Origin of the sequence: Alterinioella nitratireducens (assembly GCF_013155465.1) — a bacterium.
Lineage (GTDB): Bacteria > Pseudomonadota > Alphaproteobacteria > Rhodobacterales > Rhodobacteraceae > Alterinioella > Alterinioella nitratireducens.
Genome location: NZ_JABJVX010000005.1, coordinates 55,107 through 80,929 on the forward strand (window position 1 = coordinate 55,107; position 25,823 = coordinate 80,929).

General features: G+C 65.3%; 27 protein-coding genes and 1 tRNA gene. 15 read left to right on the top strand and 13 right to left on the bottom strand.

Features of this window, described 5'->3' with window-relative positions; genetic code table 11:
- Positions 1-16 precede the first annotated feature (16 nt).
- The 4 genes from HNS34_RS09990 (at position 17) to HNS34_RS10000 (ending at position 3,733) form a co-directional block, all read left to right on the top strand.
- A complete protein-coding gene (locus HNS34_RS09990; protein WP_172319925.1) occupies positions 17-832 on the top strand; it encodes a DUF4198 domain-containing protein in 816 nt (271 codons plus the stop codon).
- A 163-nt stretch (positions 833-995) separates the two neighbouring features.
- Positions 996-1,601 carry a 3-isopropylmalate dehydratase small subunit gene (leuD, locus tag HNS34_RS09995; protein WP_172319926.1) on the top strand — a complete coding sequence of 202 codons (606 nt, stop codon included), beginning with the start codon at positions 996-998 and terminating at the stop codon, positions 1,599-1,601.
- A gap of 369 nt (positions 1,602-1,970) precedes the next feature.
- Positions 1,971-2,696, top strand: a complete 726-nt coding sequence (locus tag HNS34_RS20705) for a hypothetical protein (protein ID WP_328700506.1) — start codon at positions 1,971-1,973, stop codon at positions 2,694-2,696.
- Positions 2,697-2,773: 77 nt separating this feature from the next.
- The gene (locus HNS34_RS10000; protein WP_328700514.1) at positions 2,774-3,733 is read left to right on the top strand and encodes an endonuclease/exonuclease/phosphatase family protein; all 960 of its coding nucleotides are present in this window, start codon (positions 2,774-2,776) and stop codon (positions 3,731-3,733) included.
- Here HNS34_RS10000 and HNS34_RS10005 read toward each other — a convergent pair.
- Entirely contained in the window at positions 3,659-4,558 is a 900-nt protein-coding gene (locus HNS34_RS10005) for a Rossmann-fold NAD(P)-binding domain-containing protein (RefSeq protein ID WP_172319928.1), read from the bottom strand. The genes HNS34_RS10000 and HNS34_RS10005 overlap by 75 nt on opposite strands.
- A 97-nt stretch (positions 4,559-4,655) precedes the next feature.
- On the opposite strand from HNS34_RS10005, the gene HNS34_RS10010 reads away from it, so the two are divergent.
- The 8 genes from HNS34_RS10010 to HNS34_RS10045 all read left to right on the top strand — a co-directional run bounded on the left by HNS34_RS10010 (position 4,656) and on the right by HNS34_RS10045 (position 11,681).
- Positions 4,656-5,552 carry a LysR family transcriptional regulator gene (locus HNS34_RS10010; RefSeq protein WP_172319929.1) on the top strand — a complete coding sequence of 299 codons (897 nt, stop codon included), beginning with the start codon at positions 4,656-4,658 and terminating at the stop codon, positions 5,550-5,552.
- Between the two features lie 57 nt (positions 5,553-5,609).
- Positions 5,610-6,716, top strand: coding sequence for a 3-isopropylmalate dehydrogenase (gene leuB, locus HNS34_RS10015; RefSeq protein WP_172319930.1), 1,107 nt, complete (start codon positions 5,610-5,612; stop codon positions 6,714-6,716).
- A 93-nt stretch (positions 6,717-6,809) separates the two neighbouring features.
- Positions 6,810-7,790 (top strand): DMT family transporter, encoded by a 981-nt coding sequence (locus HNS34_RS10020; RefSeq protein ID WP_235952686.1) that lies wholly within the window; start codon positions 6,810-6,812, stop codon positions 7,788-7,790.
- Positions 7,787-9,283 (top strand): capsular polysaccharide export protein, LipB/KpsS family, encoded by a 1,497-nt coding sequence (locus HNS34_RS10025; protein WP_172319931.1) that lies wholly within the window; start codon positions 7,787-7,789, stop codon positions 9,281-9,283. Before HNS34_RS10020 ends, HNS34_RS10025 begins: the two co-directional genes overlap by 4 nt.
- Positions 9,280-9,972, top strand: coding sequence for a pseudaminic acid cytidylyltransferase (gene pseF / locus HNS34_RS10030; protein WP_172319932.1), 693 nt, complete (start codon positions 9,280-9,282; stop codon positions 9,970-9,972). The genes HNS34_RS10025 and pseF overlap by 4 nt, the downstream gene beginning before the upstream one ends.
- Before the next feature lie 31 nt (positions 9,973-10,003).
- The gene (locus HNS34_RS10035) at positions 10,004-11,059 is read left to right on the top strand and encodes an N-acetylneuraminate synthase family protein (protein ID WP_172319933.1); all 1,056 of its coding nucleotides are present in this window, start codon (positions 10,004-10,006) and stop codon (positions 11,057-11,059) included.
- Positions 11,056-11,481 (top strand): GNAT family N-acetyltransferase, encoded by a 426-nt coding sequence (locus HNS34_RS10040; RefSeq protein WP_172319934.1) that lies wholly within the window; start codon positions 11,056-11,058, stop codon positions 11,479-11,481. Before HNS34_RS10035 ends, HNS34_RS10040 begins: the two co-directional genes overlap by 4 nt.
- The gene (locus tag HNS34_RS10045) at positions 11,478-11,681 is read left to right on the top strand and encodes a hypothetical protein (RefSeq protein ID WP_172319935.1); all 204 of its coding nucleotides are present in this window, start codon (positions 11,478-11,480) and stop codon (positions 11,679-11,681) included. Before HNS34_RS10040 ends, HNS34_RS10045 begins: the two co-directional genes overlap by 4 nt.
- A gap of 99 nt (positions 11,682-11,780) precedes the next feature.
- Here the strand turns inward: HNS34_RS10045 and pseC are convergent, their stop codons facing one another.
- On the bottom strand, positions 11,781-12,944 hold the full coding sequence (pseC, locus tag HNS34_RS10050) for a UDP-4-amino-4,6-dideoxy-N-acetyl-beta-L-altrosamine transaminase (RefSeq protein WP_328700507.1): 1,164 nt from the start codon (positions 12,942-12,944) through the stop codon (positions 11,781-11,783).
- A 1-nt stretch (position 12,945) separates the two neighbouring features.
- Positions 12,946-13,959, bottom strand: a complete 1,014-nt coding sequence (gene pseB, locus HNS34_RS10055) for a UDP-N-acetylglucosamine 4,6-dehydratase (inverting) (protein ID WP_235952687.1) — start codon at positions 13,957-13,959, stop codon at positions 12,946-12,948.
- 106 nt (positions 13,960-14,065) lie between these two features.
- On the opposite strand from pseB, the gene HNS34_RS10060 reads away from it, so the two are divergent.
- Positions 14,066-14,142 (top strand) — tRNA-Pro (locus HNS34_RS10060).
- Positions 14,143-14,226: 84 nt separating this feature from the next.
- Here the strand turns inward: HNS34_RS10060 and hmgA are convergent.
- Genes hmgA through HNS34_RS10085 form a run of 5 tightly spaced genes read right to left on the bottom strand, consistent with a single transcriptional unit; the run spans position 14,227 to position 18,994 of the window.
- A complete protein-coding gene (gene hmgA, locus HNS34_RS10065) occupies positions 14,227-15,597 on the bottom strand; it encodes a homogentisate 1,2-dioxygenase (protein WP_172319936.1) in 1,371 nt (456 codons plus the stop codon).
- A gap of 48 nt (positions 15,598-15,645) precedes the next feature.
- On the bottom strand, positions 15,646-16,188 hold the full coding sequence (locus HNS34_RS10070) for a VOC family protein (RefSeq protein ID WP_172319937.1): 543 nt from the start codon (positions 16,186-16,188) through the stop codon (positions 15,646-15,648).
- Positions 16,189-16,192: 4 nt separating this feature from the next.
- Entirely contained in the window at positions 16,193-16,387 is a 195-nt protein-coding gene (locus tag HNS34_RS10075; RefSeq protein WP_172319938.1) for a DUF2783 domain-containing protein, read from the bottom strand.
- A 4-nt stretch (positions 16,388-16,391) separates the two neighbouring features.
- A complete protein-coding gene (locus tag HNS34_RS10080; protein ID WP_172319939.1) occupies positions 16,392-18,014 on the bottom strand; it encodes an FAD-dependent oxidoreductase in 1,623 nt (540 codons plus the stop codon).
- Between the two features lie 29 nt (positions 18,015-18,043).
- Complete coding sequence (locus HNS34_RS10085; protein ID WP_172319940.1) at positions 18,044-18,994, bottom strand: MBL fold metallo-hydrolase; 951 nt, start codon at positions 18,992-18,994, stop codon at positions 18,044-18,046.
- Between the two features lie 105 nt (positions 18,995-19,099).
- Between HNS34_RS10085 and HNS34_RS10090 the strand changes: the two genes are divergently transcribed.
- Positions 19,100-19,597, top strand: a complete 498-nt coding sequence (locus HNS34_RS10090; protein WP_172319941.1) for a MarR family winged helix-turn-helix transcriptional regulator — start codon at positions 19,100-19,102, stop codon at positions 19,595-19,597.
- Here the strand turns inward: HNS34_RS10090 and HNS34_RS20995 are convergent.
- From HNS34_RS20995 to HNS34_RS10115, 5 genes are all read right to left on the bottom strand, one after another.
- A complete protein-coding gene (locus HNS34_RS20995) occupies positions 19,545-20,351 on the bottom strand; it encodes a universal stress protein (protein WP_172319942.1) in 807 nt (268 codons plus the stop codon). The two genes, HNS34_RS10090 and HNS34_RS20995, sit on opposite strands and share 53 nt — an antisense overlap.
- Positions 20,352-20,379: 28 nt before the next feature.
- Positions 20,380-21,864 carry an aldehyde dehydrogenase family protein gene (locus HNS34_RS10100; protein ID WP_172319943.1) on the bottom strand — a complete coding sequence of 495 codons (1,485 nt, stop codon included), beginning with the start codon at positions 21,862-21,864 and terminating at the stop codon, positions 20,380-20,382.
- A complete protein-coding gene (locus HNS34_RS10105) occupies positions 21,864-23,339 on the bottom strand; it encodes a tripartite tricarboxylate transporter permease (RefSeq protein WP_172319944.1) in 1,476 nt (491 codons plus the stop codon). Before HNS34_RS10105 ends, HNS34_RS10100 begins: the two co-directional genes overlap by 1 nt.
- Positions 23,340-23,351: 12 nt before the next feature.
- A complete protein-coding gene (locus HNS34_RS10110; RefSeq protein WP_172319945.1) occupies positions 23,352-23,903 on the bottom strand; it encodes a tripartite tricarboxylate transporter TctB family protein in 552 nt (183 codons plus the stop codon).
- Positions 23,904-23,969: 66 nt separating this feature from the next.
- Complete coding sequence (locus HNS34_RS10115; RefSeq protein ID WP_172319946.1) at positions 23,970-24,890, bottom strand: tripartite tricarboxylate transporter substrate-binding protein; 921 nt, start codon at positions 24,888-24,890, stop codon at positions 23,970-23,972.
- Positions 24,891-25,021: 131 nt separating this feature from the next.
- Between HNS34_RS10115 and HNS34_RS10120 the strand changes: the two genes are divergently transcribed.
- Positions 25,022-25,822: an IclR family transcriptional regulator gene (locus HNS34_RS10120; protein ID WP_172319947.1), complete on the top strand. Its 801-nt coding sequence runs from the start codon at positions 25,022-25,024 to the stop codon at positions 25,820-25,822.
- Position 25,823: the final 1 nt, after the last annotated feature.

Consider the following 25,823-nt stretch of genomic DNA (forward strand, 5'->3'; position numbering starts at 1 on the left):
CATATTGGAAATTCTCATGTCTGTTACACTCCGTTCCATCTGTGCCGCATTTGTCCTCGCGCTGCCAGCTTTGCCTGCCGCGTCGCATGAGTTCTGGATCGAACCGCTGGCGTTTCAAGTCGCGCCCGGCGACCCGTTGGAGGCACGGCTGCGGGTGGGCGAAAGTTTCGAGGGCCCGTCCTATTCCTACCTGCCGCGCAACTTCATCCGCTTCGACGTCGCGCAGGGCGACGCGGTCACCGAGGTCGATGGACGGCTTGGCGACAACCCGGCGCTGCAATTCGACGGGGCCGCGGAGGGGCTGGCCGTAATCCTGCACGAAACCTCGGACAACCGCCTGACCTATGACGAATGGGCCGGGTTCCTGCGCTTTGCCGCACACAAGGATTTCGGCGATGTCGAGACGATGCACGACGCCCGTGGCCTGCCGAGGGAGGGCTTTCGGGAAAGCTACAGCCGCCACGCCAAGAGCCTGATCGCCGTTGGCTCGGGCGCGGGCGCGGATCGCGAATACGGGCTGCGGACCGAGATCGTGGCGCTGGCAAACCCCTATACCGACGACCTCAGCGACGGCTTTCCGGTGCTGGTCCTGCTGGAGGGCGAACCGCGCGCCGATGTGCAGGTAGAACTGTTCGACCGCGACCCCGACGGCGAGGTGACCGTCACCCTGCACCGCACCGATGCCGAGGGCCGCGCCGTGCTGCCGGTTGAGCCCGGCCATGTCTACCTTGCCGACAACGTCACCCTGCTGCCGCTGGAACAGGACAGCCCCGGCGACCCTGTCTGGCATTCCCTCTGGGCCTCGCTCACCTTCGCGGTCCCCGCCCCCTGATCCCTTCTTTGTTCTGAAAATATCCCAGGGGGTTTGGGGGACTGGTCCCCCAACCGGTCGGCGCGCTTGCGCGCCGAACCCACGCCGTACGCACCGCACCCGTCTTGTATCGCCCCCCCATTGCCGCTATGCCCCATTGCGAACCCGAAGGAGGTGCCATCAGATGGACAGTTTCACCACGCTCACCGGCATCGCCGCCCCGATGCCGCAGATCAATGTCGATACCGACATGATCATCCCCAAGCAGTTCCTGAAGACGATCAAGCGCTCGGGGCTTGGCGTGAACCTCTTCGACGAGATGCGCTATGACGACAACGGCAACGAGATCCCCGATTTCGTGCTGAACAAGCCCGCCTATCGCAACGCGCAGATCCTGGTCGCGGGCGACAATTTCGGCTGCGGTTCAAGCCGTGAGCACGCCCCCTGGGCGCTCCTCGATTTCGGCATCCGCTGTGTCATCGCGCCCTCATTCGCCGACATTTTCTACAACAACTGCTTCAAGAACGGCATCCTGCCCATCGTCTTGCCGCAGGACCATGTCGATATGCTGATGGATGACGCCGAACGCGGGGCCAATGCCGTCGTGACCGTCGATCTGGAAAGCCAGACCATCACCGGACCCGATGGCGGATCGGTCTCGTTCGAGGTCGACGCCTTCCGCAAGCATTGCCTGATGAACGGCTTGGACGATATCGGCCTGACCCTGGAAAAATCCGCCGCGATCGACGCGTTCGAGGCCGAGGCCGCACAGGCCCGCCCCTGGGTCTGATCCGTCAGAAACACAAGATATAGCCCCTCGGCCCCGCCGGGGGGCTATTTCTTTTGGCCACTGTGTCAAACCGGCGACAGTTTCTCCCGCAAAATCCGCAGCCTCGAATCCTCAACCAAGTCAGAGGGTTGCGAAACGACATGAATGTGGGCAAGATCGTGGCAATTGAGGCAATCCGATGGCAAATCGGACAAGAACGTGGACCAAGGGCCTGTAAAAACAAGGGTCCGTCCAGGTTGAGGGTTTTGGGCAGTGATCGCACAGCTTGCAAGCGCTGTGGTGCGGGCGATTTTGGTTGTTATCGTCATCTCCACGCCGTCCTTGCTCCTACCGGGGGCAACGCCGGAATCGGCGCAGGTGGTTGCACTGGTGGCCCTCTTTTGCGCGTTCTTCACCTTCTCCGAATATGCCTCGACCTATCCCGGCCTGATCGAGTTCCGCGATGCCCCGCCCTTCAACCGGGTGCGCGCGGTCAGCCTGTTCATCACGCTCTTCGCGCTGTCCATCGCCGCCACCGGGGCCGAGGCGCCGCAGACCCTGGCCCTGATCGTCAACGCGACCGGCCTTGTCGTGGCCCACGCGATCGACTTTCCCTACAGCCCGATCAACCTGCTCGGCACACTGTTGCAGGACGATATCTCGCCCGCCGAGCTGACCCGGCTGCGCACCATGGGCGGGCTGAGTTTCCTGATCGGCCTCGTCACGCTCAGCATCTTCGCGGTGCTGATGCGGGTGCATGGCTGGCCCAACCGCAAGGCCAAGTTCAATGTCTGGGTCAACCTGCCGACCTTCGACCCGACCGTCGGCGGCGACGTGGTGGTGCGGCTGACCCGTGACAGCCGGATTAACATTATCTTAGGCTTCGTCCTGCCATTCTTGATGCCGATCCTGGCGTCGCTCGGCATCCGGCAGCTTGGGCTGTCGGTCTCGACCTCGCCGCAAACGCTTGTCTGGGTGGTCACGTTATGGAGCTTCCTTCCCGTCTCGCTCTTCATGCGCGGCATGGCGATGGCGCGGGTGGCGGCAATGGTAACGGCGCGGCGGCGTTACCTGACGCGGCAGATGGATATGCAGGGCGGCTTGCAGCCGGTCTGATCTGGCTGCTGCTGCTCCTTCTGCTGGCCGGCCCGCTGGTCGCCGATCCCGTCCGCATCGCCACCTACCAGACCGAATTGTCCCGCGACGGCCCCGGCCGACTGCTGCGCGATATCCTGCGCGGCGAGGATGACCAGATCGACGCTGTCGTCGCCGTCATCGCGCATCTCGACCCCGACATCTTGCTGCTGCAGGGCATCGACTATGACGCCGAGGGGCACGCACTGGCCGCCCTGGCGGACCAGTTGGCCGAGGCTGGCAGCCCCTATCCCTTTCGTCTCGCGCTGCGCCCCAATACGGGTCAACCGACGGGGCTGGACCTCGATGGCAATGGCCGTTCGGGCGAGGCGCGGGATGCGCAGGGCTATGGCCGGTTCAACGGCGCGGGTGGCATGGCGCTGCTGTCGCGCTATCCCATCGGGGCCGGTGTCGTCGATCACTCCGCGTTCCTCTGGCGCGATCTGCCGGGTGGCCACGCGGCCGATGTGTTGAACGCCGAGGTGCTGGCGGTCCAGCGCCTCGCCTCGGTCGCCGCCTGGGAGGTGCCGGTGGAGGTCGAGGGCCAGGTGCTTCGCCTCCTGACCACCCACGCCACACCGCCTGTCTTCGACGGCCCCGAGGATCGCAATGGCCGCCGCAACGAGGATGAGTTGCGCTTCTGGCAATGGCGGATCGAAAGCGGCGCGGTGGGGCCGCCTTTTGCCCTGATGGGTGTTCTCAACGCCGATCCCGTCAACGGCGACGCGCGGCGCGGGACTCTGATGACGATGCTGTCACATCCTGCGCTGCAAGACCCGGTCGCGACCGGCGCGGCGGGCGGCTCCGAAACCGCCGATTTCTCCGACCCCGATCCCGGCAACCTGCGCGTCAGCTACATCCTGCCCTCTGCCGATCTGGAGGTGCAGGATGCGGGCGTCTTCTGGCCCGATCCGGATAGCCCGGACCATGCCATCCTTGGCGGCTCAGACGGCAACGGGGCCTCGCGTCACCGGCTGGTCTGGCTGGATGTCGAGTTGCAGGGCGCGGGCGAGCACTAAGGCCAAGGGCGTCTCCTGCCGATCGGGCAATAGCCGGTCCAGCTCCGTCCCATCCAGCCGATGCGGCGTGGTCCAGAGGTAGCGCATTTCCAGAAGATGCTTCGCCTCGGGCCAGAAAGGGCGCGCAAGGTGCAGCGGAAGATAGCCCATCCGCTTGACCCGAACCGGACGGCCAATGGCCTTCGCGCAGGCGCGCGCAAGGTCAGTGCCCGTCAGCGTGGTGCCCGCGAAGGCCAGGTCGGTGAACCCCGGCAAGCTCTCGCGCCGCTCGGCCAACCCCACCACCGCGCGCGCCACATCCGGCAGCCACGCCCAGGCATGGGGGATGTCGGACCTGCCGGGATAGGTCAGCACGCCCCGCGCCACCCGCTTGGCGATTACCATGTCGAACCAGTTGCCCGAGGCGGCATCGTCGATGAAATCCCCCGCCCGCAGCACGATGGTCCGCACGCCCGAAGCGCGGTAGCTTTCCTCCATCTCGCGCCGGATACGGCCAAGCGGATGCTCCGCCCGATGCGGCACGCCCGGCCCGATCACCTCCGGCATGTCGGGGCCGTAGACATAGACATTGCCGGGCAGGATCACCGCAGCACCCGACGCTTTCGCCGCCGCGATCACCGCGCAGGTCAGCCCCGGCACCTCGGCGCGCCACTTGCTGTAGGGCGGGTTCCAGGCGTTGACGATCACGTCGACGCCCATGGCCGCAGCCGTCAGGTCATCGCCGCGCCGGAAGCGACGCACGCGCCAGCCCGCCGCGTCAAAGGCCAGCGCGGTGTGGCGGCCCATGCGGCCCGTGGCGCCAAGGATCAAGACGGATTGTGACATCGGATAGCTCCTTTCAGATTTGCTGCCCCCGGAACCTACCCCATGCACATTCGTCGACACTATTGCCCAAAACCCGTCATATGATATTCATTTTCGAATGGACAATCGCCCCAGCTCCCTCGACTGGACCCACATCCGTGCCTTTCTGGCGGTGGCGGAAACCGGCTCGCTCTCGGCGGCGGCGCGGGCGCTCGGGCTCAGCCAACCGACGCTCGGGCGGCACATCCGCGCGCTGGAGGAGACGACGGGCAACGCCCTTTTCACCCGCAGCCCGCGCGGGTTCGACCTGACCGACCTGGGTCTTGCCCTGCGCCCGCAGGCCGAGGCGATGCGCGCGGCGGCGCAGGCGATGGAACTGGCCGCCGCGGGCCGTGACACCCGCACCGCCGGACCCGTTCGGCTGACCGCCAGCGTCTATGTTGCGGTCTACCTGCTGCCCCCGATCCTGGCCCGCCTGCGTCAAGACCACCCGGAGATCGAGATCGAACTGGTCCCCTCGGACCGCTCCGAGAACCTGCTGTTTCACGAGGCCGATATCGCACTGCGCATGTATCGCCCGGAACAGCTGGAGATGGTGACGCGGCACCTGGGCGACCTTCCGCTCGGGCTTTACGCCGCGCCCGGTTACCTGTCCCGCAAAGGCACGCCGCAGGATTTCACCGAGATCCTGGATCACGATGTGATCGGCTATGACCGCGACGACCGCATCGTCCGGGGTTTTCGCGCCGCCGGGCTGGACGTGACCCGCGACTGGTTCCCGATCCGTTGCGACGACCAGGTCGCCTGTTGGGAAATGACCTGCGCGGGCTGCGGCATCGGGATCGCGCAGCGCGTGGTGGGCGAGGCCGAGCCGCGCGTCGTGCCGGTCCTGCCCGGCGCCCCCCTGCCCGCGCTGCCGGTCTGGATCACCGCCCATGCAGCCACCCGCCACACCCCCCGCGTCGCGGCTGTCTGGCAAGCGCTGACAACCGGCCTGGCGCCGCTGGTTTCTTGACCCTGCCCGGCGCAAGGGGTAGCGGAAGGGCAACGCAATTCAAGCACGGAAATCCCCATGAGCACGCCATCGCTTCTTATCCTGCCCGGTGACGGGATCGGCCCCGAGGTCATGACCGAAGTTCGCAAGATCATCGACTGGTTCGGCGCCAACCGCGACCTCGCATTCGATGTCAGCGAGGATCTTGTCGGCGGGGCCGCCTATGACGCCCATGGCACGCCGCTGACCGATGAGACGATGGCACGCGCGCAGGCCGCCGATGCGGTGCTGCTTGGTGCCGTGGGCGGGCCGAAATACGACAGCCTGGATTTCAGCGTGAAGCCCGAACGCGGCTTGTTGCGCCTGCGCAAGGAGATGGACCTCTTCTCCAACCTGCGCCCCGCGCAGTGCTTTGACGCGCTGGCCGATTTCTCCTCGCTCAAGAAGGATGTGGTCGCGGGCCTCGACATCATGATCGTGCGCGAGCTGACCTCGGGCGTCTATTTCGGCGAACCGCGCGGCATCTTCAAGGAAGGCAACGAGCGCGTCGGGATCAACACGCAGCGCTACACGGAAAGCGAGATCGCCCGCGTCGCGCGGTCAGCCTTCGAACTGGCGCGCAAGCGGTCGGGCAAGCTCTGCTCGATGGAGAAGGCCAACGTGATGGAATCGGGCATCCTGTGGCGCGATGTCGTGACCGAGGTGCATCAGGCCGAATACAGCGACGTGGAGTTGAGCCACATGTATGCCGATGCGGGCGCGATGCAGTTGACCCGCTGGCCCAAGCAGTTCGACGTGATCGTGACCGACAACCTCTTCGGCGACCTGCTGTCGGATCTGGCCGCGATGCTGACCGGCAGCCTGGGCATGTTGCCCTCGGCCAGCCTCGGCGCGCCGATGGAGAACGGCCGGCCCAAGGCGCTTTACGAGCCCGTCCACGGCTCGGCCCCCGATATCGCGGGGCAAGGCAAGGCCAACCCGATCGCCTGCATCCTCAGCTTTGCCATGGCGCTGCGCTACAGCTTCGACCAGGGCGACGAGGCGACCCGGCTGGAGCAGGCGGTCGAGGGTGTGCTGGCCGACGGGTTGCGCACCGCCGACCTGTTGGGTGAGGATGGCGCGACCCCGATCAGCACCGGCCAGATGGGCGATGCGATCGTGGCAAAATTGTCCGCCAGCCTTTGAAGAACCGGGCCGCTCCGTCGCGGGCGGCCCCGCTTTGCCTTTGCCTCCTGACCGCATTAGGGTCTGCGCAAGCCTGATCCGCGAAAGCACCCGATGACCTCGTCCCCGGACCCCTCGAAGATGCGCGGCGCGTTATTCGCGTTGCTGGCCTTTGCGCTGTTTTCCACCCATGACGTGGTGATCAAGTTTCTGGGCGGCTCCATCTCGTCGCCGCAGATCATCTTCTTCTCGGTCCTGTTCAGCTTTCCTCTGATCATCTTCATGCTGATCCGCGATGCGGATGGCGGATCGCTGCGCCCCGTGCATCCGTGGTGGACGGCGGGGCGCACGGCCTGCTCGGCAATCAGCGGGCTGGCCACGTTCTACGCCTTTTCGGTGCTGCCGCTGACGCAGGTCTACCCGATCCTGTTTTCCATGCCGCTCCTGATCACGCTGATGGCGATCCCCATCCTGGGCGAACGTGTCGGGCTGCGGCGCGGGGCGGCCATCGTGGTCGGGCTGGCCGGTGTCCTGGTGGTGTTGCAACCGGGCGCGGCGGAGATCTCGGAGGGCCATATCGCGGCGCTGATCGGCGCGGTGGGATCGTCGCTGAACTCGATCATCATGCGCAAGATCGGGCGCGATGAACGCACCGTGGTGCTGCAGCTTTATCCGCTGATCGTGAACCTTCTGGTGATGGCGGCCTTCCTGCCCTTCTTCTATGTCCCGATGGAGCTGGTGAACCTCGGGGCCACCGCCGTCGTCGCCTTTCTGGCGCTGACCGCCGTGGGCTGCCTGGTCATCGCCTACCGCGAGGCCCCCGCCGTGATCGTGGCGCCGATGCAGTATTCGCAGATCATCTGGGCCAGCCTCTTTGGCGCGCTCTTCTTCGACGAAACGCTGGACCGGATGACGCTGATCGGCACCGCGATCATCATGGCCTCCGGCATCTACATCGTGCTGCGCGAGGAGCGGCGCGGTGGCAGGTCGACGCGGCCCGTTCAGCGCTCGCGCACCCGTGGCGGTACCGCGACGACGCTGCGGGTGGCCGATTACCTAGGCCTGAAACACCGCAAGGACGGGCGCAAGGAATGACCGATCCGGCCCCGATCCGCCTGGCCGTGGTCGCCACCGCCGAACACAGCGTGAAGACGTTGGAGGCCCTGCGGGAGGTGGCCGGGGACCGGATCGAGCACATCGTGCATCTCGGCGGAAAGGATGCCGACTACAAGGCCAACAACTTCTTCCGGATGCGCAGCGTCCAGGGCCGGCGCGGCGACCTGATGCAGGGCGACCGTTTCACCGGCGCGGCCTCGGCGCTGGAGACCGGACCGGGGATGGAGGCGGCCCTGTGGGAGGCGGTCGACAACCTCACGCGCGGCTCGGACCAGATGGCCTATGGGTTTCATGGGCTGAGGGATGTGCAGGATTACCAGCACATCACCCTTATCGCGCATGACGTGATGGGTGAAATGCTGCTGCGCGAGGGGATCACCCATGTCCTCTTCTTCGACATCCCGCATATGTTCTACGACACCTGCCTGGCGCAGACGGCGCAGGCGCTTGGGCTGAAGGTGCTGATCCTGCGGCAGAGCTTCTTTCCGCGCCAGTTCTTCTCGATGCGCTCTGCGATGGACCTCGGTCACATGACGCCCCGACCCTCGGATGACGACGCCGCACCCGCGCCCCTGCCCGAGGGTGCGCCCGACCTCTTCTACATGAAGGGCATCGGGCAGGACCGCGACGCCCCCGGCGGGCTGTCCCTGCGCGGTGTCGGTCAGATGATCGCGCATCACCTGGTCAATGCGCCGCTCAAGCTGCTCAACCCCGTCTACATGACCCGTCTTCTGCGCCGGATGCGACGAACCGCCGGACGCTTCCCCGAATGGCGCGATCCGTTCTTTCATTTCTTCCACACCGATCACCTGGCTTATTTCGACTATCTCGCCGAGGTCGAGGAGACCGAGCCGGAGCTTGACGCGCCATTCGTCTACTTCCCCCTCCAGATGCAGCCCGAGATGACCACCAGCAGCCTGGGCGGGCGCTACCGCGATCAGCTTCTGGCGGTGGAGCGGTTGGCCGAAATGCTGCCCGAGGGGCACCTGATCTACGTGAAGGAGAACCCCAAGCAGACGGGCAAGATGCGCAGCCCGCTGTTCTTTCACCGGATGGAGCGGATCAGACAGGTGCGCCTGATGCCGAGCCATGCCAACAGCCAGACCCTGCTGGCGCATGCGCAGGCCGTCGCGAATATCTCCGGCACCGTCGGGTGGGAAGGCGTGCTGGCGGGCAAGCCGGTCATCTGTTTCGGCGCGACCTGGTGGGCCGAGGCCCCCGGCGTGACGCGCTACCGGCCCGGCCTGACCTTGGACGAGGTGCTTGCGGGCACCCCCACCCGCGCGGCGGTGGAACGGTTCGCGGGCATCCTTCAGGCGCGCTCGCATTCCGGCCATGTCCAGCGCCATTTCGCCCGCGCCGACACCGACACCCCCGATGAGGACAACGCGCCCGAGGCGGCCCGCGCGATCCTCGACCTTCTGGATGGCCGCACCCCGCACACATTCGACCCGCAGGAGGGCCATCCATGACCCGCGTTGCCATCATCCCCGCGAGGGGCGGCTCCAAGCGCATCCCGCACAAGAACATCAAGGAATTCCTCGGCCATCCGATGCTGCACTGGCCGATCGCGGCGGCCAAGGAAACCCATAAGTTCGACCGTATCGTGGTCTCGACCGACGATCCCGACATCGCCGATTGCGCCAAGGCGGCGGGGGTCGAGGCGCTGATGCGGCCCGATGACCTGTCCGACGATTACACCGGCGTCGTGCCCGTGATCCGTCACGCGATGTGGACCCTGCCCGGCGTGATCACCACCGCCTGCCTGATCTACGCCACCGCACCCTTCCTGAGGCCGGAAGATCTGCGCCGGGGCCTCGACGCGCTGGAGGGGGCGGATTTCGCCCTTTCCGTCACGTCCTTCCCCTTCCCGATCCAGCGCGCCGTGGGGGTGACACCGGAAAACCGGTTGCAGATGTTCTATCCCGAGCATGAACAGACCCGCTCGCAAGACCTGCCCGAGGCCTATCACGACGCCGCCCTCTTCGCCTGGGGCACGCGGGATGCGTGGTTTTCGGACAGATCGCTTTTCGGCGCGGGCACGGTGCCGGTGCCGATCCCGCGCCACCGGGTGCAGGATCTGGACACTGCCGAGGACTGGACCCGCGCCGAATACATGGGCCGCGCATTGATCGAGGCGGGCGAGATCACAGCGCCTTGACCTTCGCCAAGGTCCAAGAGACAACAGTTACATGATAGACCCTGTTCAGATCGAACATTTCACCCTGGGCGAAGGCAAGAAACCCTTCCTGATCGCCGAGCTTTCCGCCAACCATGACCGCGATCTCGACCTGGCCCTGCGGCTCGTCGATATCGCCGCCGATGCCGGGTGGGATTGCGTCAAGTTCCAGACCTACAATGCCGACAGCCTGACGGTGCCCTCGAGCCACCCGTCGATGAAGATCGACCCGGTCTGGGGCACCGACAACCTCTATGATCTCTACAACAATGCCGGCATGCCGATGGAGTTTCACGCGCCGCTTTTCGAGCGCGCGCGCGACCGCGGGCTGGTGCCGTTCACCTCGATCTACGACCCCCGCGACATGGAGTTCGTGGAAAGCCTCGGCTGCGCCGTCTACAAGATCGCCAGTTTCGAGATGACCTTCGACGACCTGCTGATCGAGGTCGCGGCCACGGCCAAGCCGATCATCATGTCCACCGGCATGGCCAATCTGGGCGAGGTCGATCACGCCATGGAGGTGCTGGACAAACATAATGCGGGGCCTGTCGTGCTGCTGCATTGCGTGTCCTCCTACCCCGCGCCGATCGAGGAGGTGAACCTGGCCTCGATGGCGACGCTGCGGGCGCGGTTCCAGCGCCATGTCGGGTTCTCCGACCACACCATCGGCCCGGATGCGGCGCTCCTGGCCTCGGCCATGGGGGCGGTCGCGATCGAGAAGCACTTCACCGATGACATGACCCGCCCCGGCCCCGATCACCGCTTTTCCGCGACGCCCGAGATCCTGCGCGAGATCAGGGACGGCGTGGACAAGTTGCAGGTAGCGCGCGGGACGGCGACCAAGGATACCGCCGAAGCCGAGGCCGGCAACCGCGCCGCGTTTCGCCGCTCGGCCTTCGCGCTGCGCGACCTCAAGGCCGGGGAGGTCCTGACCAGGAGCGACTATCGCTTCGTGCGGCCCAATGCGGGCGTGCCGGTCAGCGACAAACCGGCCCTGATCAACCGCAAGCTGGCGCGCGACGTGACGCAATACGACCCCATCACCTATGACGACCTCGCGCCCAGATGAGGCTGCGCCCCGCGACGATGGAGGATGCAGAGCGCCTCTTTGACTGGCGCAACGATCCGGTGACGCGGGCCGCCTCGGTCAATCGCGACCCGGTGGCGTGGGAGGATCACCTGGCGTGGTTAGAGGCCGCACTTGCCGACCCCTCGCGCCGCATCCTGATCGCCGAGGATCGCGTGCCGCAGGGCACCGTGCGGCTGGATGGCGGGCAACGCACCGAGGTCTCGATCACGCTTGCGCCTGCCGCACGCGGTCACGGTCTGGCCACGCCGATCCTGCGGCTGGCCACTGACGGGCGCGGGCCGTTCGTTGCTCGGATCCGCCCCGACAATGCCGCCTCGCGCCGGGCCTTCGAGGCGGCGGGCTTCACCTATACCCATCACGAGGGTGGGATGGACTGGTTCTCAAAGAGGAAAGACACATGACCCCCGAGCAGATCGAAGAGAAGCTGAAACTGATTGACGCCATCGAGCAGGTCCGCACCAAGAACAACGTCAACTGGATGAACCTGCTGCGCGTGGCACTGCGCGCCGACCCGGAAGGCACGCTGGAACTGGTGCGCGAGATCAACACCAAGGATAACGAAATATCCGAGCTGTTCGCGAAACTGGGCGAGGCTGTGTGAGGGCGGCAGGTGTCGCAGGACCGTCCTATGGACGGTTGCCTTCGGCGAGGATATTTGACGAACAAAGAAGGGGGGCGGCGCGTTAACCTTGATGTGGGGTTAACGGAGCGCGTCGCCTAGCGTCTCGATGACGCGGTCCTGCATGGCCTCGGTGAGGCCGTGATAAAGCGGGATCGACAGGGCGCGGGCGTACACCCATTCCGAGACCGGGAAATCGCCGGGCCTGAAGCCGAGCGACTGGTAATAGGGCTGCGTGTGGACAGGCTGGTAATGCACGTTCACGCCGATACTGGCCGCCCGCATGTGGTCGAACACCTCGCGCCGCGTGCGGTTGGTTTTGCCGGTGTCGATGAGGATCGGATAAAGATGTAGCGCCGAATGGCTGTCAGGGTTCTGCCATGGCAGGATCAGCGGCAGGTCGGCCAGTGCCGCATCATAGCGGCGGGCCATCTTGTGCCGATGCGCGATGAAGTCGTCCAGCCGCGCGGCCTGGGTGACGCCCAAGGCGGCCTGGATCTCGGTCATGCGGTAGTTGAGGCCGAGCGCCACCTGGTCGTATTCCCAGGGCTCGGCGTGCTTGCGCGCCATCAGGTCGGGGTCGCGCGTCACACCATGGCTGCGGTAGAGCCCCATAAGATCGGCAAGGGCCTTGTCCTGCGTCGTGGCAAGGCCGCCCTCGGCAGTGGTGATGATCTTGACCGGGTGGAAGCTGAAGACACAGATATCGGAATGGGGGCAGGCCCCGATGGGCTGGCCGTCATAGCGGCCGCCGATGCAATGGCTGGCATCCTCGATCACGCGGATATCATGGGCCTTCGCGATGGCGCCGATCCGTTTCATATCCGCCGACTGGCCCGCGAAATGCACCGGGATCAGGATGTCGGGCTTGCGCTCCGCCTGCGCCAGCTTTGCCTCGAGCGCGTCAGGGTCCATGCAGTAATCGCTGTCGCGGATATCGACGAAGTCGACCTCGGCCCCGCAAAGCCGCGCGACATTGGCGCTGGCCACGAAGGTGTTGGGCGCGGTCCAGACCAGCCCGCCCGGTTTCAGCCCGAGCGCGAGGCAGGCGACATGCAGCGCCGAGGTGGCGGAGTTGACGGCGACGGCATGAGCGGCGCCGGTCACCTCGGCTATCGCGGACTCAAACGTCGGCACCTGGGGGCCCTGGGTCAGGAAATCCGAGCGCAGCACATCGACCACGGCGGCGATATCCTCCTCGCTGATATCCTGCCGCCCGTAAGGGATGAAGCCCGCGCCCGACACGTCAGAAATGCCCGATCGTATCGGCGTTCTCGTCGATCCAGTCGCGCAGCGCCTCGACGCTCATCCAATCCTCGTTGGTGTCGGACACATAGGAGAATCCTTCCGGCACCTTCACGCCGTTCTTGATGCGCACCGGGTCTTTCGACCAGTTGTGAATGGCCGGGATGATCTTGTAATGCTCGTCATATTCGTAGGTATGCGGCGCGTCCTCCTCGCCGATCATCTGCTCATGCAGCTTTTCGCCCGGGCGCACGCCGACCACCTCGGTCTCGGCTCCCGGCACGCAGGCCCTGGCGATGTCCATGATCGTCATCGAGGGGATTTTCTTGACGTAGATCTCGCCCCCGATCATGTCCTCGAAAGCATGCCAGACCAATTCCACCCCTTGCGGAAGGGTGATCATGAAGCGCGTCATGCGCGGATCGGTGATGGGCAGCGGCGCGTCTTCGGGCAGCGATTTGAAGAACGGGATGACCGAGCCGCGCGAGCCCATGACATTGCCATAGCGCACCACGGCAAAGCGGCATCCACCCGCCCCGGCATAGGAATTGCCCGACACGAACAACTTGTCAGAGGCCAGTTTCGTGGCCCCGTAGAGGTTGACCGGCGAGGACGCCTTGTCCGTCGACAGCGCCACGCATTGCTTGACGCCCTTGTCGATGCAGGCGTCGATCAGGTTCATCGCGCCGTTGATATTCGTCTTGACGCATTCGAAGGGGTTGTATTCGGCGGTCGGCACGATCTTGGTGGCGGCGGCATGAACCACGTAATCCACCCCGTCCAGCGCGCGGTAAAGCCGGTCGCGGTCGCGCACATCGCCGATGAAGAAGCGCACGCGGGGATCGTCGCCGAATTTCTTCGCCATCTCCCACTGTTTCATCTCGTCGCGCGAATAGATGATCAGCCGGGCGGGGTCGTATTTCTCCAGCGTCATCGGCACGAAATGGGATCCGAAGGACCCGGTGCCGCCGGTCAGCAGGATTGATGCGTTTTTTTCCATGGGATCGCCCGTCATGTCCGTTTCAAGCGTTCTTGCAGGGAATGCGGGCGGGATCAAGCGGCGCGCCCCGCATTCCCCTCTTGCAAAGGCGCCCATCCCCGGCTATCCCGCGCGACACGGTCGGGCTGTAGCGCAGCCTGGTAGCGCACCTGCTTCGGGAGCAGGGGGTCGGAGGTTCGAATCCTCTCAGCCCGACCAGATTTCCGACAAGTTGATGAACGAAAACCCCCACCCGCAATCATACGGATGGGGGCGCTGTTGCGGTGCCGGAAAGCGACCTGCCTATTCGCCGGTCCAGACCTTGCGGTTGGGATCGAAATGATTGCGCAGGGGCTTCCAGACGTCGGGATATTTCACCTGCAACGTGTCCAGTTCGGCGGCGTATTTGGTCAGTTGCTGCGGGAACCGGGTCTCGAACATGAAGGCGATGGTGTTGTCCAGCTTCTCCGGCTCCAGCTTTTTCAGCGAGGCCGCGTAGAACGCATCGGCATCCGGCCCATGCGGCAGCATCATGTTGTGCAGGCTCATGCCGCCCGGAACGAAGCCCTGCGGTTTGGCGTCATAGACGCCCTCGATCAGCCCCATGAATTCAGACATGATGTTCATGTGATACCAGGGCGGGCGGAAGCTGTCCTCAGCCACCAGCCAGCGCGGCGGAAAGATCACGAAGTCGATATTCGCGGTTCCCGGCTCACCGCTCGGCGCGGTCAGCACGGTGAAGATCGACGGATCGGCATGGTCGTTGCGGATCGGGCCGACCGGCGAGTAGTGGCGCAGGTTGTATTTGTAGGGCGCGTAATTGCCGTGCCAGGCCACCACGTCCAGGGGGCTGTGGTCGATCTCGCAGGCATGAAACTGGCCGCACCATTTGACGGTGACGCGATGGGTCACGCCGTCCTTGCGCTCATAGGCGGCCAGCGGCGTCAGGAAATCGCGCGGGTTGGCCATGCAGTTGGCCCCGATGGGTCCACGCTCCGGCACGGTGAAGGCACCGCCATAATTCTCGCAGATATAGCCGCGTGCCTTGTCCTCGCCGTTCAGCAGCACCTTGTATTTGAGGCCGCGCGGGATCACCACGATTTCACCGGGGCCCGCGTCGATCACGCCCATCTCTGTGAAGAAGCGCAGATTGCCCACCTCGGGCACGATCAGCATTTCGCCATCGGCGTTGTAGAAGACCTCGGTTTCCATGCTTTCCGTCACCGCGTAGGTGTGGATCGCGTAACCCACCTGGGTCAGCACGTCGCCGCCGGTGGAGATGGTGCGGATGCCGGTGATCCAGGTACCCGCATCCTCGGGGATGGGCGCGGGATCCCACCGCATCGGGGCCAGCGGCAACCCGCTTTCATCGGGTGTCGGGGCGGAGCGGAAATGCGGCAGCTCCACCCGCGCCATGTCCGAGATATGCTGCACCGTGGGCCGCATCCGGTAGAGCCAGGTGCGCTCATTCGATGCGCGCGGCGCGGTGAAGGGCGTGCCGCTCAACTGTTCGGCATAGAGCCCGTAGGGGCAGCGCTGCGGGCTGTTCTGCCCGATGGGCAGCGCGCCCTCCTCGGCCTCGGTCTCGAAGTCATTGCCGAAACCGGGCATGTAGCCTTCGTTGTATTTCGCGCGGGACGTCGCCCGCACGAAATCATTGGTTTCCCTGTTCATCGCTCGTCTCCTGTCAGTCCTTGGCCCCGCCTTCACGGGTCGCGCGCTTCAGACTTTGCTCAACTCTTTCTGGTGCAGCCACTCGGCATGTTTCGGGGCCTTCTTGGTACGGCTCCATTCCTCCAGCATGTCCCATTTGACCTCGTCCATGCGCTTGATCAGCGCCTCTTCCTCGGGGTCGGGGGCGGCCAGTTCGACGCGGTGGCCGTTGGGATCGAAGAAATAGATCGAGTGGAAGATGGAATGATCGGTGACGCCCAGAACCTCGACGCCGTTCGCCTCCAGATGCTGCTTGTATTCCATCAGCGTGTCGCGGTCCTTGACGCGGAAGGCGATGTGCTGGACCCAGATGGGCGTGTTCGGATCGCGGCCCATCTCGGGCTTGGTCGGAAGCTCGAAGAAGGCCAGGACGTTGCCGCTGCCCGCATCCATGAAGATATGCATGTAGGGGTCGGGTTCGTGGGTCGAGGGCACGTGATCCTCGGCAATGGCCAGCACGAAATCCATGTTGAGCATCTTGCTGTACCATTCCACGGTTTCCTTCGCGTCCTTGCAGCGATAGGCGACGTGGTGGATTTTCTCGATCTTCATGACATCACTCCTTTTTCGCGGCAACGGCAAGCGCCTCTCGCAGCACTTCGCGGTCGCCGACATGGTTGGCCAGGGTCAGGATCAGCCGGGCGTTGAAGGCTTCGCTTTCGTCATCGCTGAGGCCCTGGTGGGCGGCGATAAGCTCTCCATAGAACCCGTCGGGATCGTTGATATTGGCGGTCGTGTTCAGCGCGTTCATCGTCTCAATCCTTTCCGCAGGCATGGCGCAGGGCGGCGCGCAGGGCGGTTTCATCGCAGGTGCTCCATCGCGCCGCGACATGCTGGTCGGGGCGGATCAGGTAGACGGCGGATTCCGCATCGCCCAGGTAGCGCTCGGCCAGGGCCCCGGTCGCATCGTCCGACGCCGAGAGCGCCAGCCGCGTCGCGGTGATGCCGTCCACCTCGACGCTTTCGGGCGCGTCGGCGTCGATGGTCAGGATGGTGAAGCTGCCGCCCAGTTTGCCAAGCAGGTAGTCGCCCCCAAGCGGCGCATCCGGGCAGGCGCTGCCCACGCGGCTGCGGGCGGGGCCGCCTGGCAATTCATCGGGGCCGTTCAGGGACAGCCCGTCATAGGTGCAGGGCACCGACAGGCGGCCCGAATTGACAAATGGCCGCGCGAAGGCGTGATCTTCCGACAGGTCCAGCACCGCATCGCGGAAAATCCGGCTCATCTTCGTCTTCGGCGTGATGAAATCGGTGGCGCGGGTCGAGTTGAGGATGTTCTCATCCGCGCCGAAGCTGCGTTCCTCGTGATAGGTGTCAAGCAGGCTCTCGGGGGCCTTGCCCTCGATCACCAGGCCCAGTTTCCAACCCAGGTTATCGACGTCCTGCATCCCCGAATTGGCCCCGCGCGCGCCAAAGGGCGAGACCTGATGCGCGGCATCGCCGGCAAAGATCACGCGGCCATGGCGGAATTCCCGCATCCGGCGGCACTGGAAGGTGTAGATCGAGGACCACACCATCTCATACTCGACATCGTCCCCAAGCATCTGCTTCAGCCGCCGGTCGATATTTTCCTGTTTCAACTCTTCCTTGCGGTCGATATCCCAGCCAAGCTGGAAGTCGATCCGCCAGACACCGTCAGGCTGCGAATGCAGCAGCGCGGAATCGCCCGATTTGAAATAGGGGTCGAACCAGAACCAGCGCTCGACCGGGAAATCGGCCTGCATCTTGATGTCGGCGATCAGGAAGTTGTCCTCGAAGACGCGGCCCTCAAACTCCTGTCCCAGCATCTTGCGCAGGGGCGATCCGGCCCCGTCGCAGCCGATCAGCCAATCGGCCTCGACCTTGTACGGGCCATCCGGCGTCATCACGTCCAGCGTGACGTAACGCCCGTGCTCCTCCACCGCATCGACCCGGTTCTTGCCCCGGATCTCAATGGGCGCGCCCTCTTTCTGGGCCTGCCAGATACGGTCGATGATGAAGCGTTCGAAATAGGGCTGTTGCAGGTTGATGAAGGCGGGGAACTTGTGCCCCTTCTCGGGCAGCAGGTTGAACTCGAACACCTGCCGGTCATCGTGGAACACCTTGCCGACATTCCAGACCACGCCCTTGTCCAGCATCGCCTCGCCGCAGCCGTAGCGGTCGGCAACCTCCAGGCAGCGCTTGGAAAAGCAGATCGCGCGCGAGCCCATGCCGATGCCCTCATGGTCATCCAGCACCAGCACGGGGATGCCCTGCAACCCCAGATCCAGCGCCGTGGCCATGCCGATCGGGCCGCCACCCATCACCACAACGGGGTGACGGACGGGGGCATCCCTGTCCTGGTCCGCCACCTTTGCGTAAGGGTAGAGCTTGAAGGCCAGGGTATAGCGATCATCCAGCATTGTCGTCATTCCTCCCAAAAATCCGATCTTCAGCCGTGCAACGCGGCCCACATTTCCTTGTCGCGCTCCGCCGTCCAGATGCGCGGCGTCTCGATGCCAAGCGCCTCGTCATAGGCGCGCGCGACGTTGAAGGGCAGGCAATGCTCATATATGGCGAAATCCTTGAACTTCGGATCGCACTCGGCGCGCACCGCGTCCCAGGCTTCCTTCAGCGTGCCGCCGCCCTTGGCCACCCGCGCGGCAGGGCGGTAGGTGGAGCGCACGAAATCGCCCGTCGTGTCCAGCGCCGCATTGACCATCTCGCGGCCGACCAGCGCATCGCCGCGCCCCGGCGCGATGGCGTCCAGATCGAAGGCGCGGATATTGTCCAGCGTGCCCTGCCAATCGGCGAAATGCCCGTCGCCGCAATAGCAGGCCGAGTGGTATTCGACGATATCGCCGGTGAACATCACGTTCTGATCCGGCACATGGATCACCGCATCGCCCGCCGTATGGGCGCGGCCCACCTGCATGATATCGACCCGGCGCTTGCCCAGGTAGACCGACATGCTTCCGGTGAAGGTCGTGGTGGGCCAGGTCAGGCCGGGAATTTCCTCGTGGCCCTCGAAAAGGCGCGGGAAGCGGTCAAATTCGCTGTCCCAATCCTCCTGCCCGCGCTCGACCACCATGGAGCGTGCCTTGTCGGTCATGATCACGGTGTCGGCGCCGAAGGCCGAGGCGCCAAGCACGCGCACGGCGTGATAATGCGTCAGCACCAGGTGACTGATCGGCTTGTCGGTCACTTCGCGGACCTTCTCGATCACCATGCGGGCCAGGCGCGGTGTGGCCTGCGCCTCGACGATCATGACGCTGTCATCGCCGATGATCACGCCGGAATTGGGGTCGCCCTCGGCGGTGAAGGCATAGAGCCCCTCGCCCACTTCGGTGAAGCTGATGGTCTTTTCCCCGGTGTCCCCCTGGGATGCAAAGGCCTTGGCCATGTCGTCTGTCTCCTTTTTCCTGTCCGCGGGAAATCGAATCCCCTTGCGGTCGCGCGCGATTTGGTTGCATATGTGACTATAATTTTTGTAACTAACAAGAGATCGATGGGACTTACACTCGAAAATTTCCTCCCCTATCGCCTTGCCCGGCTGTCCGAGGCATTGAGCGCCGAGATTCAGCCCGTCTACAAGGACGCCTTCGGCCTCAACCGCCCCGAATGGCGGGTTCTGGCCGCCCTGGCCGATATCGGCCCGGCCACGGCGACCGCGCTCGGGCATCACTCCGCGCAGCACAAGACCAAGGTCAGCCGCGCGGTGCGGGCGCTGGAACTGCGCCGCTGGATCCGCCGCGACGAGGTGCAGAGCGACCGCCGCTCCGAGATCATCAGCATGACCGATCTGGGTCAACGCTCCTATTGCGAGCTGGTCAATCCGCTGCGCGAGCGCGAGGCGCAGCTTCTCAAACGGCTCGGCCCCGAGGATCGCGAGGTGCTGGACCGCGCCCTGCGCGCGCTGGAGGAGGCCGTCGGCGTCGCCACGCACGCCCCGGTCAATGTGCCAGGAACACCGGAACCCGTGTCTGCGCCATCACATCGTGCGTGACCCCGCCAAATATGTCTTCGCGGAACTTGGAATGCTCGAACGCCCCCATCACCAGCAGGCCCGCCCCAAGCACCGAGGCATGATGCAACAGCGTCCGCGCGATCCCGCCGCGCCCCTGCGGCACGGTGATCCAGTCGGCCGTCAGCCCCTGCCGCTCCAGCGCCGTCTTCGGGTCCAGCCCGTCGGCCTCCACCTCGGTTTTCTTCGGCTCGCCCACGGTCACCACGGTCACCCGCGTCCCGGTCTCCAGCAGCCGCAATGACGCATGCAGCGCGCGGGCGGCGGCGCGGCTTCCATCCCAGGCCAGCATGGCGTGATCGGCCAGCCTCGTCGTATCCGCGCCCTTGGGAAAGGCCAGCACGGGCCGCCCGGACATGAGCGCGATGCGATCCGGGTGCAGGCCGGTCGACGGGCTGCCCTCGCCCATCAGCCCGACCAGCGTGACATCGAAGAATCGCGACGCCTCGGCCATGCCGCTGTCGCTGGCGCGCGGTCCCCGGATGAGGTGAAGCTTGTCCTCGGGCAGATCGGCGGTGGCCGCGCGAAACTGCGCCTCGATCCGGGCCACGGCCTCCTCGGCGGCACCGCGCAGGGATTTGCGGATCGCGGCAGGCACCCAGTTCTGGCCGCCATCTTCCAGCACCGCCCGTTCAGCCAGCGCGATGTAGCCCGTCAGATGCGCGCCATGCGCCTTCTGTAACGCGATGGAGGCCGCCAGCGCCGTGTCGGATGCGAGGGTGCCTTCAAGTGCCACGATAATGTTTCCTACCGGCATGGGCCCCTCACAGCTTGATCCAGACGGTCTTGAGGTCGACATATTTGTCCAGCGCGTGCAGCGACTTGTCGACCCCGTTTCCGGATTGCTTCATCCCCGCCATCGGCACGTTCACGCCCGAGCCGCCATAGGTGTTGACATGTAGCAGCCCCGCCTTGATGGCGCGCGTCATGCGATGCGCGGTGGAAAGATCAGAGGTCCAGACCGCCCCCGCCAGCCCGAAATCGGTCGCGTTGGCGAGGGCCAGCGCCTCGGCCTCATCCTTGAACGAGACCGCCGCGAGGACCGGGCCGAACACTTCCTTGCGGTGGATATCCGCCTCCGGCCCCAACCCGTCGATCACGGCAGGCGACATGTAGAAACCGCCCGATTTCTCGTGGATGCGCGCACCGCCACCCATGACGGTGCCGCCCGCCGCGCGGGCCGCCTCGACCATGGCCAGATTGCCCTGCAACTGCGCCTCGGAATGCACCGCGCCGACATCGTTTTGCAGGTCCAGCGGGTCGCCCACCTTGAGGGCCCCGGCAATCTCGACCACGCGGGCCAGAAAATCCTCGCGGATGCTCTCCGCCACGATCAGGCGAGAGCCCGCGATGCAGACCTGCCCGGAGTTGCGGAAGATGCCGTTCGCGCAGACCTGCGCGGCAACCTCCAGATCCGGCGCATCGGCGAAGACGATATTGGGGGATTTGCCGCCAAGCTCCAGGTAGCAGCGTTTCATGTTCGACCGGGCGGAATATTCCATCAGACGCCGCCCCGTCGCGCCGGATCCGGTGAAGGCCAGCACGTCGATATCCGTATGCAGCCCCATCGCCTGCCCCACGACCGGCCCGGCCCCGGTGACGACGTTCAGCACACCCTCGGGCAATCCGGCCTCAAGCCCCAGTTCGGCCATGCGCAAAAGCGACAGCGACGCGGTTTCCGCCGGTTTCAGCACCACGGAATTGCCTGCCGCCAGCGCTGGCCCCAGCTTCCACGCCGCGATCATCAGCGGGAAGTTCCACGGCACGATCGCCCCCACCACACCGATCGGATCACGATGGACCAGCGCCAGAACATCGTCGCCCGTCGGCGCGATCTCGCCCGGCACCTTGTCGATGGCCTCGGCGTAGAAGCGCAGCGTCGCGGCGGCCGATCCCGGTTCCGCCTTCAGCGCCATGCCGATCTCGGTGCCGTTGTCGCGCACGCCCAGAACGGCCAGTTCCAGCGCGTTCTCCTCGATCAGCCCCGCCCATTTCAGCAGCACAGCCTTGCGCCCGGCAGGGGCCATGCGCGACCAGCGGCCAGTCTCGAACGCGGCGCGGGCGGCGGAGACGGCCGCATCCACATCGGCCTGCGTGCCTTCGGCCAGCGTCGTCAGCAGCGCGCCGTCGATGGGGCTGATCACATCGCGGCGGCCCCCGTCCGAGGCATCGCGCCATTTCCCCCCGATCAGCAGGGATTGCGGGCGGATGGGGTGCGTGCGCAAGAGGTCGATATCGGACTGTTTCATTACATACCTTTCCGGCTGCGCCACAGGTTGCGCAGGTGCAGACCGACCGCCAGCAGGATCAACCCGAACAGGATCGCCGCGATGGGCCGGTCGATGAAATCAAGCGGGCTGTTCACCCGCGCCATGGAGGTGCGCAGCCGGGTCTCCATGATGCCACCCAGGACCATGCCCAGGATGATCGGCACCACCGGCAGGTTCAACCGCTTGAGGATATAACCAATGATCCCGAAGCCTGCGGCCAGCGCGCAATCGGTTGCCGAATTGCGCAAGCTGTAGACCCCGACAAAGCTGAGCGTCAGGACGATCACGCCGAGGAACCGCGTCGGGATGCGGATGACCTGGAGGATGCCCTTGGTCGCCACGGAAAGGAAGATCAGCACCAGGACATTGAGGATCAGCAGCGCGAGGTAGAGCGCCACGACGAACTCCGGCTGGCTTTCGAACAATTGCGGGCCGGGCACGACGTTATGGACGTAGAACACCGACAGCATCATCGCGGTCAGCGCCTCGCCGGGGATACCAAGCGCCAGTAGCGGGATCATCGCGGCCCCCGGCACGGCGTTGTTGGCGGCCTCCGACGCGATCAGCCCCTCGGGCGATCCGTTGCCAAACTCCTCGGGCGTCTTCGAGGTATTGGCGGCGTAGGAATAGGAAAAGAACTGCGCCAGGAACTCGCCCACGCCGGGGATGATGCCCATCACGACACCGGACCCGGAGGAGAAGAGCGCCACGCGCTTGTGGCGGAAAAGCTCGCCCATGCCGGTAAAGATCGACCCGGTCAGCTTGGGCGCCTTCGGGCTGTCGTCGCGCCCGATCAGCAGGGAATATGCCTGGCTGATGGCGAAAAGGCCCAGGACAACCACGATCAGGTCTATGCCCGAGGTCAGCCATGTCTGCCCGAAGGTGAAGCGCTGCGTGTAGCGGATGGGCTCCAGCCCGATGGTGTTGATAAAGATGCCGAACGAGACGAGGAAGGCCGCGATGGTGGTTTGCCCGCGATGCGTGACGATGACCAGGACGATGCCCAGAAGCGCCGCCAGGAAGATCTCGCGCGACCCGAACAGGGGCGCGACGGCGGCCAGAACCGGCGTCAGGACGATCAGGCAGACGACCGAGAAGATGCCCCCCGCAAACGACGCCGAATAGGCCAGCGACAAGGCCCGATGCGCCTGTCCCCGCTGCGTCATCGGGTAGCCGTCATATGTGGTCAGTGCATTGGCGGCGGTCCCCGGCGTGTTGATCAGGATCGCGGGGATCGCGCCGCCATACATGGATGAGCCGTAGATGCCCAGAAGCAGCGTCAGCCCCACAATGGGATCAAGAGAGAAGGTCGCAGGCAGCAAGATGGCGATGGCCACGGCGGGCCCGACACCGGGGATCGAGCCGATGATGACCCCGCCGACCGACCCGATCACAAGCGCGATCAGCACGTCGATGCGGGCAATCAGCTCGAACCCGGAAAGAAGAAGCTCCATGCCGTGCGTCCCTTACAGGTAGAGAATGAAGAAATTGCGGATCGCGGCGGGCAGGCTTTCATAAAGCGCACCGCCCGGAATGCGGACCTGCAGGAAGGACTTGAACAGCACCACCGTGGCCAAAGCCGTCAGCGCCGCCGCCACGAAAGCCTGGGGCGAGCGATAGCCGCAGCGTGCGGTCAGCGCGACGGTGAAGATCAGCGACGCGGGCAGGTAGCCGACATAGGGCGTGATCAGCACATAGGCCATGAACCACAGGGCGAACTCGATGCTGCGCAGCCAGAGCGAGATTTCCTCGCCAAGCGAGATCAGCCTTTCCTCGCTGCTCGGGTCACGGAAGGACATTGCCAGGTTGATGGCGGAAAACAGCACCATGCCGCTGACCGCAAGGCGCGGCCAGAAGCCCGGCTGCGCGGCAAAGCCCTGGCCGTTCACCCAGGCGGTCTGGCTCCACATCTGTGAAAACAGGACCAGCGAACCCAGGAGGCAGATCGCGCCGAAAACCGTGTCGCCGGTGCGCCGCTGGATCTGCGGCAGGCCGACACTGTCCGAATTGTCCGACATCGGGGAACCTCCTGGCAGGGACACGCCCCGCCGCCGGGTCGGGCGGCGGGGCCGGGCTTCAGGGGCTCAGAGGCCGTTGATGACGTCCGTATCGGCCTCGATCTGGGCAGTCGCCTCCTCGGCGTTCTGCCAGTAGATCAGCGCGCCGGTTTCCGCGGCCAGGGTCTGCGCCCGCTCGCTGGCCATGGTCTCCCGCGCGACCGCGATGATCGCATCGCGCACGTCCTGCGGGGTGTCGCGATGCACGAACAGGCCGTTCCACAGCGACAGGTTCAGGCTCGGCTCGATTTCGGCCACGGTCGGCACGTCATCGAGGATCGAGATGCGCTCGCCTGTGACCGAGGCCAGGATCGTCACATCGTCCAGGCAGGGCAGGATCAGTTGCAGCGTCGTGTTGATCACATCCGCGTCGCCCGAGGCCAGCGTATTGCAATCCAGCGCATCGAAGGCGGCGTCGGACCCGTAGGAAAACCCCATCCGGTCGGCCAGCGCCAGTGTCACCCGCGTCGGCACCAGCGGTGCGCCGAAATGGCCAAGCACAAGGTCGTTGTCCTGCGCGTACTCGGCCAGTTCCTGCATCGTGGAATAGGGCGCGTCGCCCGAGGCGGCGATGACGAAAGGATAGGTCAGGAAGATGCCGAGCGGCTCGAACGGGTTTGGCGACAGCTCAGGGATGCCGAGGTTCGGGCCGACCACCGGCACCGCGACCACGAAAGAGCCGATGACCGAGCCATCCGCGGGGGCGTTGGCCACCTGCACCGCGCCGGGGAAGGGGCCGCCGCCACCGCCGGGCACGTTGATGACCGCCGTGGGCACGCCGTAGGCTTCCTGGAAATCCTCGGCGACCATGCGCGTCAGCACATCCTCCAGGTCGCCCGGCGGGAACGGCACCACGATGGATACGGGCCGGTCCGGATATTCGGCAAGCGCCCCGGTCGCGGACACGCCAAGGGCCAGAGCGGCGGCGGCTATCTGTTTGATCATCATCGTCTCCCAAAATCTCAATTGGTTCATTTATTGAACCGTTGGTGCGATAAGTGTTGCGTATCGGATGGCTTTCTGTCAACGATTATATGAACCGATGCCCTGCTTTGCGGCGTCATCCATTCGGGATCAGCATGGCCAACACCTCCTCTACCGTTGACAAGGCTTTGACGCTGCTTGGCTTTTTCACCGAGCGGCGCAGCGCGGCGGGGTTGAGCGAGCTGGCCCGGCTGAGCGGCTTCAACAAGGCCACGACGCTGCGATTCCTCAACTCGCTGGAAGCGAAGGGATTCGTCGAACAGGACGCGGCCACCCGCGCCTACCATCTGGGCCCCGCCTTCCTGCGTTTTGCCCAGGTCCGCGAATCGAGCTTCCCCTTTGCCCGCGCGGTGCGCGATATCCTGCACGGCCTGGTCGAGAAGACCGGCGAGACCGCGCATGTCTCGGCCCTGTCGGGCGGGGTGCTGGCCAATATCGACCGGGTCGAAAGCAAACGCTCCAACCGCGTCGTGCTGGACCCCGGCGAGGTGCTGCCGTTTCACGCCACCGCCTCGGGCATTGTCTACCTTGCCTTCGCCGATCCCGATGTCACCGATGCCGCGCTGAAGGCCCCGCTGACCGGCCACACCGCCAAGACCATCACCGATCCCGCCGCGATCCGCGCCCGCGTGGACCAGGCCCGCGCCGATGGATACGCGCGCGCCGGAGAAACCTACGAGGATCAGGTCGTCGGCCTCGCCCTGCCCTATTTCGGGCCCTCCGGCGCTGTCTGCGGCGCGGTGGCCGTCGCCCTGCCCAAGGCGCGCGCCAGCGACGGCGCCGAGGCGCTGATCCTGCGCGAGTTGCGCACCGCCGCCCGGAAACTGTCCGCCGCCTGTGGCGGGGCGCTGCCCGATGATTTCCCCCAAGTCCCCGCCGATGACGTGAAGGAGTGAC

Excerpts from the sequence above, each read along its gene's own strand:
- HNS34_RS09990 (WP_172319925.1), top strand. The coding sequence starts at position 17 with ATGTCTGTTACACTCCGTTCCATCTGTGCCGCATTTGTCCTCGCGCTG.
- leuD (WP_172319926.1), top strand. The coding sequence starts at position 996 with ATGGACAGTTTCACCACGCTCACCGGCATCGCCGCCCCGATGCCGCAG.
- HNS34_RS10005 (WP_172319928.1), bottom strand. The coding sequence starts at position 4,558 with ATGTCACAATCCGTCTTGATCCTTGGCGCCACGGGCCGCATGGGCCGC.
- HNS34_RS10010 (WP_172319929.1), top strand. The coding sequence starts at position 4,656 with ATGGACAATCGCCCCAGCTCCCTCGACTGGACCCACATCCGTGCCTTT.
- leuB (WP_172319930.1), top strand. The coding sequence starts at position 5,610 with ATGAGCACGCCATCGCTTCTTATCCTGCCCGGTGACGGGATCGGCCCC.
- HNS34_RS10020 (WP_235952686.1), top strand. The coding sequence starts at position 6,810 with ATGACCTCGTCCCCGGACCCCTCGAAGATGCGCGGCGCGTTATTCGCG.
- HNS34_RS10025 (WP_172319931.1), top strand. The coding sequence starts at position 7,787 with ATGACCGATCCGGCCCCGATCCGCCTGGCCGTGGTCGCCACCGCCGAA.
- pseF (WP_172319932.1), top strand. The coding sequence starts at position 9,280 with ATGACCCGCGTTGCCATCATCCCCGCGAGGGGCGGCTCCAAGCGCATC.
- HNS34_RS10035 (WP_172319933.1), top strand. The coding sequence starts at position 10,004 with ATGATAGACCCTGTTCAGATCGAACATTTCACCCTGGGCGAAGGCAAG.
- HNS34_RS10040 (WP_172319934.1), top strand. The coding sequence starts at position 11,056 with ATGAGGCTGCGCCCCGCGACGATGGAGGATGCAGAGCGCCTCTTTGAC.
- HNS34_RS10045 (WP_172319935.1), top strand. The coding sequence starts at position 11,478 with ATGACCCCCGAGCAGATCGAAGAGAAGCTGAAACTGATTGACGCCATC.
- pseB (WP_235952687.1), bottom strand. The coding sequence starts at position 13,959 with ATGACGGGCGATCCCATGGAAAAAAACGCATCAATCCTGCTGACCGGC.
- hmgA (WP_172319936.1), bottom strand. The coding sequence starts at position 15,597 with ATGAACAGGGAAACCAATGATTTCGTGCGGGCGACGTCCCGCGCGAAA.
- HNS34_RS10070 (WP_172319937.1), bottom strand. The coding sequence starts at position 16,188 with ATGAAGATCGAGAAAATCCACCACGTCGCCTATCGCTGCAAGGACGCG.
- HNS34_RS10075 (WP_172319938.1), bottom strand. The coding sequence starts at position 16,387 with ATGAACGCGCTGAACACGACCGCCAATATCAACGATCCCGACGGGTTC.
- HNS34_RS10080 (WP_172319939.1), bottom strand. The coding sequence starts at position 18,014 with ATGCTGGATGATCGCTATACCCTGGCCTTCAAGCTCTACCCTTACGCA.
- HNS34_RS10085 (WP_172319940.1), bottom strand. The coding sequence starts at position 18,994 with ATGGCCAAGGCCTTTGCATCCCAGGGGGACACCGGGGAAAAGACCATC.
- HNS34_RS10090 (WP_172319941.1), top strand. The coding sequence starts at position 19,100 with ATGGGACTTACACTCGAAAATTTCCTCCCCTATCGCCTTGCCCGGCTG.
- HNS34_RS10100 (WP_172319943.1), bottom strand. The coding sequence starts at position 21,864 with ATGAAACAGTCCGATATCGACCTCTTGCGCACGCACCCCATCCGCCCG.
- HNS34_RS10105 (WP_172319944.1), bottom strand. The coding sequence starts at position 23,339 with ATGGAGCTTCTTCTTTCCGGGTTCGAGCTGATTGCCCGCATCGACGTG.
- HNS34_RS10110 (WP_172319945.1), bottom strand. The coding sequence starts at position 23,903 with ATGTCGGACAATTCGGACAGTGTCGGCCTGCCGCAGATCCAGCGGCGC.
- HNS34_RS10115 (WP_172319946.1), bottom strand. The coding sequence starts at position 24,890 with ATGATGATCAAACAGATAGCCGCCGCCGCTCTGGCCCTTGGCGTGTCC.
- HNS34_RS10120 (WP_172319947.1), top strand. The coding sequence starts at position 25,022 with ATGGCCAACACCTCCTCTACCGTTGACAAGGCTTTGACGCTGCTTGGC.